Raw genomic sequence first — 10,693 nt, forward strand, 5'->3', positions numbered from 1 at the left:
GAAGAGGCATGGAACTCAGCGTTCACACCTTCGTCAGCCTCGACGGTGTCATGCAGGGCCCCGGTGGTGTCCAGGAGGACGCGTCGGGCGGGTTCGACCGGGGCGGGTGGCTCGTGCCGCACAGCACCGAGGGCCAACTCGACCAGGTGGGGGAGTGGTTCGGGCGCGCCGACGCCGTCCTCCTGGGGCGGACCACCTTCGCGATGATGCGCACCTACTGGTCGCAGGTCACCGAGCCGGACAACATCGTGGCCACGACCCTCAACACCGGGCAGAAGTACGTCGTCAGCAACACCCTCTCCGACGCCGACGCCGCCTGGGGCAAGACCACCGTGCTGCGCGGCGAGGACGTCGTCGAGCAGGTGCGCCGGCTGAAGGAGCAGCCGGGCGGCGAGCTCCAGGTGCACGGCAGTTGGCGGCTGGTGCGGAGCCTGCACGACGCCGGGCTGGTCGACGTGTACCGCCTGATCCAGTTCCCCGTCGTCGTCGGTGCCGGCAAGCGCCTCTTCGGCGGCGGGGACGGCGATGGCGCCGTCCCGTCCACCTATCGGATCACCGAGTCGAAGGTGGCGGCCGGCGGTTCCGGGGCCGTCGCCCTCACCCTGCGCCGTGACGCGTTCGGCACGACCGGAGCCGGCGAGTTCGTCGTCCGCGAGGGCCGGGAGGGCACGGCGTAAGGACCGGCGGGGCCGCGCGGCGCCGGGTCACGGCGCCGCCGGTCCCGGGGGCGTGTCGAGGCGCCAGTGCCAGGTGCCGCCGTGGCAGCGCAGGGTGGTTCGGCCGTCGTCGACGTACAGGACGTCCTCCTCCCCGTCCCAGGACATCCGCAGGAGGGCGTCCCCGCCGTCGCCCCGCAGCGCCCGCTTCCACAGCGGGTCCGACGGGGTCTCGGGGGTCTCCGTGTCGAGGGACCGTACGCCGTCCAGCACCAGGGTGACCGGCCCGAGCGGCCGGTACGGGGTCGTGGCGCACTCCACGTACGCGCCGCGGAACGCGAGCTCGACGGACAGGGAGCCGTTCGCCGGCAGCACCGTCGAGCGGAAGCCGTGCGACTCCACGTCCATTTCACCGATGCCGGGAAGCTCCCAGCCGGTGATCTCCCGGCGCGACGGCTCGGGTTCGGCACCCAGGACCGGCGTACAACCCTCCCACATGGTCAACCTGCGCTCTCGGGATCGATCGGTGGCGCGTGACGGGTCGAAGGGGCCGGCCCGCCCGTGCCCCGAGTCTCCCACCGTTGCCGCGAGGCGGCCGAACCGGTCGTGGCCCAGGAGGGGGAACGGGGAGTCGACCGCCGCCTTCACCACCAGGCCATTGCAACACGCCTGTCGATCATTTGCGTTTAGTGTCATGCCTGTTGCAACAGTTGCAACGCTTTTACCTGCATGAACTCGATCCAGTACGGCTTTATTGATTGATGAATCCGTAAACGCACCGTAGCGTTCAACGTGTCGTGAACGAGGCGGATTCCAGGGGGAGTTCGGGACGACCATCTGTCAGGTCCGTTGTGCGGAGCTGGTGTTGGTCGCCGTCAAGGCTCGCTCGTCCCCGTCTCTGCTCGCCGCGTCACATCCACCGCACCGTTCCATGAGGAGTTCTGTCATGCGCATGTCTATATTCATCCCCGCCCCGTCCGCCGTGAGCCGCTCCGCGCTCGTCGCCGCCTCGCTCGCCGCGGTCGTGCTCGGTGTCACCCTCCCGGCCCAGGCGGCGGGTTCCGCGCCGGCCGCCGCACCCGCCGCCGTCGCCGCCACCTCGACCCCGGGCAGCGCGATCACCCGGGCCGAGATACTCCAGCGCGCCCAGTTCTGGGTCGACCGCGACGTCCCGTACAACCAGGGCGCCACCTACGCGGATCCGCAGGGCAAGCCCTACCGGACGGACTGTTCGGGCCTGGTGTCCATGGCCTGGCACCTCAACGCCGGCATCGGCGCGACGACCTGGACCCTGCCGAACCACTCCACCAAGCTGGGCGGCTACGACGACCTGCTGCCCGGCGACGCGCTGAACGACGTCAACGAGCACACCGTGCTCTTCGACAAGTGGGTGGACTCCTCCCGCACCGAGATGTGGATCTACGAGCACGCCCGCCGGGGCACCAACGCCCGCCACATCAAGGTGACCAAGGGCTACATGCAGTCCGAGGGCATGATGCCCTACCGCTACAACAAGGTGATCGACGGCCCGATCACGGTCCCGGACCGGGGGATGACGGACGTCACCGCCGTCGGGGACATCACGGGCGACGGGATCGGCGACGTCATCGCGGTCGAGTCGGCCTCCGGCAAGCTGTTCCGCTACTCCGGCCCGAACTTCACCGGGGGCGCCGCCCGCGTCCAGATCGGAACCAACTGGGACACGATGGGGACCCTCGTCGGGGTCGGGGACCAGAACGGCGACGGCAAGGGCGACATCATCGCCACCGACGCCAAGACCGGCGACCTCTACCGCTACTACGGCCCCAACTACAGCGGCGGCAACCGGGTGAAGATCGGCACCAACTGGGACAAGATGCACGGCATCGCCTCGGTCGGCGACATCACCGGCGACGGCGTCGGCGACATCATCGCCGTCGAGTCCGCCACCGGCGACCTCTACCGCTACTCCGGCCCCTCGTACGCCGGCGGCAGCCGGGCCAAGATCGGCACCGGCTGGAACGTCTACGACACCATCGTCGGCGTCGGCAACATCACGGGCGACGGCAAGGGCGACATCATCGCCGTCGAGACCGAGACCGGAAACCTGTACCGCTACTCCGGACCGTCGTACTCCGGCAGCACCCGGGTCCAGATCGGCACCAAGTGGAACTCGATGATCAACCTGACGGGCCCCGGTGACCTGAACAAGGACGGCATCCCCGACCTGCTCGCGGTCAACGCCTCCACCGGCGACCTCTTCCGCTACTCCGGCCCGAACTTCGCCGGCGGCGACGCGGTGAAGATCGGCACCAAGTGGTAGTCCGCGGGACGACGTCACACCCCGAGTAGCCCTCGGCGCCCGGCCGGGGCCGACCGGAAGCGTCGGCCCCGGCCCGGCCGCCGGAGTTCCACCGTACCCATGCGTACGGCCACAACCACACCCACACCCACACCCACACCGCACCCACACCCGAAGTACGAGGTTTGTCATGTCCGTGTTCAGCCGCAAGCGCTTCGCCCTGCGCACCCTCATAGCCGCCCCGGTCGCGGCCCTCACCCTCCCCCTCCTCGCCGCCGGCACCGCCGACGCCGCCTCGGTCGCCACCTGGGACAAGGTCGCCCGCTGCGAGAGCGGTGGCGACTGGGCCATCAACACGGGCAACGGCTACTACGGCGGCCTGCAGTTCCTGAAGTCCACCTGGGACGCCTTCGGCGGCACGCAGTACGCCAACTACCCGCACCAGGCCACCAAGGAAGAGCAGATCCGCATCGCCGAGAAGGTGCTCGCCACCCAGGGCGAGGGGGCCTGGCCGCACTGCGGGCCGGCCGCCGGCCTCGGCGACGACAACGCCGACCCGTACCCGCCCGAGCCCACCCGACCGCAGTCGAAGATGGCCAACCTGACGGGCGTGGGCGACATCAACGGCGACGGCAAGAACGACCTGATCGCCGTCGAGGTCGCGTCCGGCGACCTGTACCGCTACAGCGCACCCGGCTTCGCGGGCGGAGCGGCCCGCGCGAAGATCGGCCACGGGTGGAACGGCATGAGCGACATCGTCGGCGTCGGCGACGCGACGGGCGACGGCAAGGCCGACATCGTCGCCGTCGAGAAGGCGACGGGCGACCTCTACCGCTACTCCGCCCCGACGTTCAGCGGCTCGACCCGCGTCAAGGTCGGCACCAACTGGGACGGGATGGCCAACATCACCGCGGTCGGCGACCTCACCGGCGACGGCAAGGCCGACCTGATCGCCGTGGAGAAGGCGACGGGCGACCTGTACCGCTACTCCGGCCCCGCCTTCGGCGGCGCGACCCGGGCGAAGATCGGCACCGGCTGGAACGTCTACTCCTCCATCACCGGGGTCGGTGACGTCACGGGCGACGGCAAGGCCGACATCGTCGCCGTCAACAAGACCACCGGCGACCTCAACCGCTACTCCGGCCCCACCTACTCCGGTTCGACCATGGTCAAGGTCGGAACCGGGTGGGACGACATGCGCGGCCTCGCCGGAGTCGGCGACGTGACGGGCGACGGCAAGGGCGACCTCGTCGCCGTCGAGAACGCCACCGGGAAGCTGTTCCGCTACACCGGGCCGACCTTCGCCGGAGGCGCCGCGCGCACCGAGATCGGCACCAACTGGTAGTCCCACCGGGGGCCTTGGCCCGGTCCACCACGACCGGGCCAAGGCCCCCGTCGGCTTTCCCACCCCACCCCACCCCGCCCCACCACAGGAGTTCGCATGCGTCTGTTCCCGCGTTCCGGTCCCGGATTCGGTCCCCGTCCGCGCCCCGGTCCACCCCCGAGCCGCCGCGCCGCCCGGTACGCCTTGCGGGCCCTCGCCGTCCCCGCCGCGGCCCTCGCCCTGGTCGCCGCGACGGTGGCCACGGCGCTCCCGGCCCGGGCCGACACGGTCACCCCCGCCACCGCCCCGCCCCTGCGCTTCGTCAGCCACAACATCTGCGGCAGCGAGTGCTCCGACCCGACGAAGGGCTACGACGACCGCGAACGGATCGACAGCATCGTCGCCCAGGCCTCCGTCACCACCTGGAACGCCGACCAGATCTTCCTCCAGGAGGTCTGCGGCCCCCAGTACGAGGCCGTGCTCGCGCGCCTGGCGCCCCTGGGGTTCAACGGCTTCTACAGCGCCACCCTCACCGGCGACGACCCCTCGTGTGGTGACGGCGACTACGGCAACGCCGTCCTCGTCCGCGGACCGATCACCGAAACCCTCGACCTCGACCTGACCGTGGGCCCCGAGGTGGAGCCGGTGAAGGTCCCCTGCGTCAAGAACTACGTACAGAACCGGGCCAACTGGGCCTGCTCCGTCCACCTCTACTGGCGCGAGCCCGCCCTGCGCCTGCGCGAGGCCGAGAAGCTCGCGGCGCGCGCCGAGGCCTGGCAGGACGCGGGCATACCCGTGGTGCTGGGCGGCGACTTCAACGCGAGCCCCCGCACGGCACCGCTGAGCGAGTTCTACGACCCGACCGTCGACGACGGGGCCCACGGCGCCTTCATCGAGGCCGACGAGACCGACACCGACTTCTTCGACCCGGCCGCCTGCACCGTGGGCACGGACCCGCGCTGCCGCTCCGGGGAACTCACCCGCCAGGACAAGAAGCTCGACTACCTGTTCTTCAGCTCCAGGCACTTCAAGTCGCCCAAGGGGGACGCGCTCCCCGACGCCCCCGCGGTCTCCGACCACCGCATGCTGCGCGGCGCCGCCTCCTGGGCGGACTGCGGCACGATCGCCGCCTCCGCCCCGGCCCTGTTCCGTCGCGACGCCTCCGGCGCCCTCTTCCGCTACGCGGGCCGCGGCGACGGCACCCTGGCCGGCGCCTGCAAGACCGGCAGCGGCTGGAACGTCATACGGGAGGTGGTCCGGCTTCCCGGAACCACCACCCTCGCCGCCCTCGACGACGACGGCGCCCTGTGGCACTACCCCGCCGACGCCGCCGGCGCGTACAAGGGATCCACGCGCGTCCGGGCCGCGACCGGCTGGTCGGCGTACGATCTCCTGCTGGCCCCCGGCGACTTCTCCGGCGACGGCAAACCGGACCTCGTCACCCGCGACACCAAGGGCGACCTGTGGCTCCACGCCGGCAACGGCGCCGCCTCCTACGGCTCCCCCCTGAAGATCGGCAACGGCTGGAACGTCTACGACCGGCTGCTCGCCCCCGGCGACCTCACCGGCGACGGCAGGCCCGACCTCCTGGGGCGCGACGCCGCGGGCGACCTGTACCTGTACCGGGGCAACGGCTCCGGGGGCTACGCCCCCCGGGTCAAGACCGCCTCCGGCCTCAAGGCCTTCGACGCGCTGACCACCCCGGGCGACCTCAACGGCGACGGCCGCGCCGACCTGCTGGCCCGCGACGGCCGCGACACCCTCTTCCTGCTGAAGGGCACCGGCGCCGGCGCCTTCGCCGCCCCCGTCAAGGCCGGCACCGGCTACCCGGCCGGTGAACTGCTCTTCTGACCCGTGAGGACGCCCGGACACCCCCGAGGAGATCGAGGAGGAGGCCGCAGAGGGGGAAGGTCGTCATCGGCCGTCGAGGCGCCGGTCCCGGACCTCGTCGAGCGGCTCGAAGCCGGCCGCCCGATAGGTGGCGACGGCGCCGACGTTGGAGCTCGGGGTGGCGACGACCGCGCTCGACGAACCCGACTCCCGCAGCACGGCCGCCGCGGCCAGGGTGATCGCCCTGCCGTGGCCGTGCCCGCGGTGTGCGGCGGCCACGCCCATCGGTTCGAGCAGCCCGGGCCGGCCCGGACCGGCCGACCACACCGTCACGGCCGCCACCGCCTCGCCCCGGTCGTCGTACGCGACCAGGCAGCGGGCTTCGGCGTACGCCGGTCCGGCCGCCATGGCGTGCCAGTGCCCGTCCGTGAAGGTCGACCCGTCGAACGCCGCCAGGTGCACCCGGGCCCGTACGCGTGCCCGGTCCGGCCCGATCACCTCGGTCCGCACGCCCGCGTCCTCCACCGGCTCCGCGAGGTCGCGGCGCAGCGGTGTCCACGGCTCGTCGACGTCCCACCCGTCGTGCGACAGCAGGTCCTGGAGCAGGGCGTCCGCGGGTGCCTCCACGTACGCCGTCCCCTCGCCCGGTACGCCGCGCAGCGGATCGGCCAGGTCCAGGGCCAGCCGCCGGGCCAACTCCTCGTCCTGTCGGGCGCGGGGCGCGATGGCCAGCCGCAGCAGCCCGGGACCGTCCAGCAGCCCGATGGCGAGGAGCCGTCCGTCCCGGCTCCAGGTCCGCAGAGCCGAGTCCGTCGCCGCCGCGCCGAACCGGCGGAACCAGCCGAGGTCCCCCGGATGGAGTTGGAACGGCGCACCGTCGTCCTGCCACTCCCGCAGTACGGTCAGGGCGGCGTCCGCCCCGCCGACCGCGGGTCTGCCCCACTCGATCGTCATACGGCCGATCCCACCCCACCGCGCCGCCGTGCGCACCCGAATTACGGACGTACCGGCAGCGCGGCGCGGCGGGGGGTCAGGCCTCGCGGGCGATGACGCGTCGGGCGGCCTCGGCCTCGGCCGCCGGCGGGGACAGCTCGTCCAGGGTGTCGAGCTCGTCGTCCGACTCCAGCTCGCGTTCCCAGGCCGCGGCCAGCCGCTCCTGCTCCTGGGGCGACCTGCCCTCGACGGCGGACCGCTCCTCGGGCGGCAGCGCGGCCAGGAAGCGTCGTACCTCGTCCGTCGCCATGCCGTGCTCCTTTCGCGGGCGTGTGGTGGGGCCGCACCCGGCCCGGCCCGACGACCAGCATGACGACACCGCGTCGCACGCCGGATCCGACACGACCCGCACCGCCCACACCACCCGAACGCGCGCCCGGCCGGCCCCGCGGACTCCGCCGGACCCGCCGGCCCCGCGGGGCGTCAGCCGAGCGGACCACCGAACGGGCCGGTGCCGCCGTAGTACTTGCTCAGCTCGAAGCGGTAGTCCGGGTCGCCCAGATGGTTCTCGCGGTGGAACTCCGGAGCCGCCTTGATCTGCTCCTTCGTCTGCTCGACGTGGACGGTCCGGGCTTCGCGGTCCACGCGGATCACGGTGCCCGCCGGTATCAGGACCTCCTTGCCGAAGATCCACACGCCGGTGTCCACGACGATGTACGCGTCCGAGACCTCGCTCGAATGCCGGTCGACCTTGCCGATGTGCCCGTCGGAGGCCTCCACGCGGAAGCCCGTCAGGTCCTCACCCGTCGGGTGCACGATGCCGGACCGGTAGGCCCACATGTCGTCGGTCATCTCATGACTCCTTCCGTAGACGGTTGCCTGCCCGCCCTCGCCTGCCCCGCCCGCCCCGATCGAATCGGCTCCGATCGAATCGCCCGATCGGCCCCCCAGGACGGGGCCGCGCCCCGCGACGGTGCGAGGCTGAGGGGAGTGAGGAGGCGCGCACGGTGGCTGTCATGGACTCCCTGGTGCTGTTCGCCCCCTTCTGCGTGCCCGTGATCAGCGGCCTCGTGGGCGGAGCCAGCCTCCTCATCCGGGACCGCCGCGAGGCGCGCAGCGCCGACCACCACTACCGTCGGCAGCTGGAGAAGGCCCAGCTGGAGATTCAGTTCATCTCCGGCTGGATCCAGGCCAAGGAACTGGCGGCCCCGACCGACGGCCCGTCCCCGTATCCGTCCCTGTCCCTGTCCTCGTCTCCGGCTTCGGCACCGGACCCGGACCGCTGGCTGGACGACTGCTACGCCGCGGTGCGCCGGGCCGAGGCGGAGTCGGGCACCCGCCGCCGGTCGGGGCCGGTCTCGCTGCGGCGCCTGCTCCTGCTGGGGGAGCTGAGCGGTCCCGCGCGGAGCACGCGCGTCGCGTACTGGGTCGCCCTGGCCCTGTTCAACGCTGCGCTCGCCTGGTGGGTGAACGTGCTCATCGTCGGCGTACCCGGCTTCATGCACGACGAGGGGGTCTCCGAGTCCGAGGAGGCCGGCTCCTACCTGGGGCTCGCGCTCTGCTTCTTCGTGGCGTCGGCCGTCCTGTGGGTGTGGACGGTGCACCTGGGCGCGGCCGAGCCGGAGCAGGTCTACCGCAAGCGCATCGATTCCGACGCCTGGGTCGCGTACGAGCGCGAGCGGCGCGCGACCGCGGACGCGAAGGCCGCGGCGAAGGCGGAGGCAAAGCCGGCCCGGGGCGGCGGGCGGGGGCCCGCACGCTGACGTACGCGCGCGTCAGACCTCGTCGCGCACGCCGTGCAGCCCTCGCAGCTTGTCGGGGTTCACCTGGAAGCGCAGGTTGACCAGCAGGCCGCCGTCGTCGACGTCGAAGGTGAGCGCGCCGATGGGGGCCCCGCCCATGAGGCACAGCACGGAGAGTTCCCCGTTGACGAAGGCCGTCTCCACGGTGGCGGTGGCCATCTCGGGCTTGGCCATGACGCCCAGGAGCCAACGGGCCACGTGGGCGGGGCCGTGCAGCGGGCGGATGGCGGCGGTGACCTTGCCGCCGCCGTCCGACCAGGCGGTCACCTCGGGTGCGAGGAGCTCCATGACGGCGTTCAGGTCGCCGCCGGCGCAGGCGTCCATGAACCGGGCGGTGACCTCCTCGCGGCGCGCGCCGTCGGTGTCGAAGCGGGGCCGCCGCTCCTGTACGTGGGCACGCGCCCGACGGGCGATCTGCCGGACCGTCGCCTCGGGCCGGTCCAGGAACCCGGCGATCTCCGCGTGCGAGAACCCGAACGCCTCGCGCAGCACGAAGACCGCCCGCTCCACGGGCGTCAGGCTCTCCAGCACGACGAGCATCGCGGTCGACACGCTCTCGGCCAGCTCGCTGTTCTCCGCGACGTCGGGCGAGGTCAGCAGCGGCTCGGGCAGCCACGGCCCGACGTACGTCTCCCGCGTGGCGCGGGCCGACGTCAGCCGGTTCAGGGCCAGGTTGGTCACGGCCCTGACCAGGTACGCCTTGGGGTGGCTCACCTGGGTGCGGTCGTCCTTGTTCCAGGCCAGCCAGGCGTCCTGGACGACGTCCTCCGCGTCCGTGACCGTGCCGGTCAACCGGTAGGCGGTGGCGAACAGCAGGGGGCGGTGCGCGGTGAAGGGGTCCAGCTCCGACTCGCTCGAGGTGATCATCGGCGTATCGTGCCAAGCACCCCTGCCCCTGACAAGGCAAAGATGACACAGTGGGCGGCCCCGGTTTCCGGCGCGTCAAGGGCACGGGACAGGAGATCGGAAGGAGGCGTCACGGTCACCCCGGCGACGCTACTGGCCTTCGGCGGCCCACACCCCGCCGGCCGGCGAGGTGACGGGTTCCCGCATGATGGCAGACCATCGGGTTCGGTCAGCGGGAGAGCAACATGCACTTCGTCGTTCACGAGCATCCGGTCGGACGCGCCGCGACCAACCACATCGCACGCGTCGACCTCGCTCCCTTCGGCCTGGACGACCAGGTCGAGCAGCTCTGGCTGAGTACGCCCGACGACAACGGGCAACACGAGGTCGCCTGCGTGCCCTTCTCCGCCTACGGGATCGCCCTGGGCGACGTCGTGGTGCTCAACGACGACGACTACGTCACCGAAGTAGTCCGGAGATCCTCCCACCGCACGCTGCGGCTCCTGTTCGCTCCCGATCTTCCGATCGCCGATCGCCAGAAGCTCGCTGACGAGATCAAGACCGAGGTCATGGCGGCCGGGCTCCTCAGCGAGTGGAACGGCGCCGGGTTCGTCGCCGTCGATGTACCGCCCGGTGCTCAGCCCTCCAGGTTGTTCGCCGTCATGGAGGCAGCCGTCAACGCCGGGCACGGCTATCGGGAGTGGGCCGACGTCGTACCGTTCGCCGCCCCGTCGTGACGGCTCGGCTCCGCGCGGGCCCGCGCGGGTGAGGACGGCTCCGTCGTCCGGGGCCGGCAGGATATGGGGGCCATACGGTACGTCTGCGTTCGGGAGTCCTGATGAATGCCCCTCTGAAGTTCGGTCCGCTGTCCATCGCCCGAGGGGCGACGCCGTGGTTCCTGCCGACCGTCGCCACCGCGGCGATCGGCCTCACCCGGGCGCGCAAGTCCGGGCGCTGGGCCGCGGCGGCCGTGCCCGCCACCGCGCTCGCCGCGGGCATGCTGTGGTTCTTCCGCGACCCC

11 protein-coding genes and 1 pseudogene are annotated in these 10,693 nt (G+C 72.0%); 7 read left to right on the forward strand and 5 right to left on the reverse strand.

Annotated features, from left to right (window positions below; genetic code table 11):
* Positions 1-8: 8 nt before the first annotated feature.
* Positions 9-677: a dihydrofolate reductase family protein gene (locus ACZ6ZI_RS35290; RefSeq protein ID WP_469528044.1), complete on the forward strand. Its 669-nt coding sequence runs from the start codon at positions 9-11 to the stop codon at positions 675-677.
* A 27-nt stretch (positions 678-704) separates the two neighbouring features.
* Here the strand turns inward: ACZ6ZI_RS35290 and ACZ6ZI_RS35295 are convergent, their stop codons facing one another.
* Entirely contained in the window at positions 705-1,307 is a 603-nt protein-coding gene (locus ACZ6ZI_RS35295; protein WP_469528047.1) for a hypothetical protein, read from the reverse strand.
* 295 nt (positions 1,308-1,602) lie between these two features.
* On the opposite strand from ACZ6ZI_RS35295, the gene ACZ6ZI_RS35300 reads away from it, so the two are divergent.
* The 3 genes from ACZ6ZI_RS35300 to ACZ6ZI_RS35310 all read left to right on the forward strand — a co-directional run bounded on the left by ACZ6ZI_RS35300 (position 1,603) and on the right by ACZ6ZI_RS35310 (position 6,112).
* On the forward strand, positions 1,603-2,958 hold the full coding sequence (locus ACZ6ZI_RS35300) for an FG-GAP repeat domain-containing protein (RefSeq protein WP_469528049.1): 1,356 nt from the start codon (positions 1,603-1,605) through the stop codon (positions 2,956-2,958).
* 169 nt (positions 2,959-3,127) lie between these two features.
* Positions 3,128-4,282: a transglycosylase family protein gene (locus ACZ6ZI_RS35305; protein ID WP_469528051.1), complete on the forward strand. Its 1,155-nt coding sequence runs from the start codon at positions 3,128-3,130 to the stop codon at positions 4,280-4,282.
* A 96-nt stretch (positions 4,283-4,378) separates the two neighbouring features.
* Complete coding sequence (locus tag ACZ6ZI_RS35310) at positions 4,379-6,112, forward strand: FG-GAP-like repeat-containing protein (protein WP_469528053.1); 1,734 nt, start codon at positions 4,379-4,381, stop codon at positions 6,110-6,112.
* A 63-nt stretch (positions 6,113-6,175) separates the two neighbouring features.
* Here the strand turns inward: ACZ6ZI_RS35310 and ACZ6ZI_RS35315 are convergent, their stop codons facing one another.
* The 3 genes from ACZ6ZI_RS35315 to ACZ6ZI_RS35325 all read right to left on the reverse strand — a co-directional run bounded on the left by ACZ6ZI_RS35315 (position 6,176) and on the right by ACZ6ZI_RS35325 (position 7,876).
* The gene (locus tag ACZ6ZI_RS35315) at positions 6,176-7,045 is read right to left on the reverse strand and encodes a GNAT family N-acetyltransferase (RefSeq protein WP_469528056.1); all 870 of its coding nucleotides are present in this window, start codon (positions 7,043-7,045) and stop codon (positions 6,176-6,178) included.
* A gap of 76 nt (positions 7,046-7,121) precedes the next feature.
* Positions 7,122-7,334: a hypothetical protein gene (locus tag ACZ6ZI_RS35320; RefSeq protein WP_469528058.1), complete on the reverse strand. Its 213-nt coding sequence runs from the start codon at positions 7,332-7,334 to the stop codon at positions 7,122-7,124.
* 173 nt (positions 7,335-7,507) lie between these two features.
* On the reverse strand, positions 7,508-7,876 hold the full coding sequence (locus ACZ6ZI_RS35325; RefSeq protein WP_363058709.1) for a PRC-barrel domain-containing protein: 369 nt from the start codon (positions 7,874-7,876) through the stop codon (positions 7,508-7,510).
* Positions 7,877-8,031: 155 nt separating this feature from the next.
* Here ACZ6ZI_RS35325 and ACZ6ZI_RS35330 point away from each other — a divergent pair, with 155 nt between their 5' ends.
* Positions 8,032-8,787: a hypothetical protein gene (locus tag ACZ6ZI_RS35330; RefSeq protein WP_469528061.1), complete on the forward strand. Its 756-nt coding sequence runs from the start codon at positions 8,032-8,034 to the stop codon at positions 8,785-8,787.
* Between the two features lie 12 nt (positions 8,788-8,799).
* Here the strand turns inward: ACZ6ZI_RS35330 and ACZ6ZI_RS35335 are convergent, their stop codons facing one another.
* Positions 8,800-9,693 carry an RNA polymerase sigma-70 factor gene (locus ACZ6ZI_RS35335; RefSeq protein ID WP_469528063.1) on the reverse strand — a complete coding sequence of 298 codons (894 nt, stop codon included), beginning with the start codon at positions 9,691-9,693 and terminating at the stop codon, positions 8,800-8,802.
* A gap of 224 nt (positions 9,694-9,917) precedes the next feature.
* Between ACZ6ZI_RS35335 and ACZ6ZI_RS35340 the strand changes: the two genes are divergently transcribed.
* Positions 9,918-10,409, forward strand: coding sequence for a DUF4265 domain-containing protein (locus ACZ6ZI_RS35340; protein WP_469528065.1), 492 nt, complete (start codon positions 9,918-9,920; stop codon positions 10,407-10,409).
* Positions 10,410-10,510: 101 nt separating this feature from the next.
* Positions 10,511-10,693 (forward strand): annotated as a pseudogene (locus ACZ6ZI_RS35345) (phosphatidylserine decarboxylase); the annotation flags it as partial.

The sequence above is a fragment of the Streptomyces sp. NPDC103540 genome (assembly GCF_055584445.1).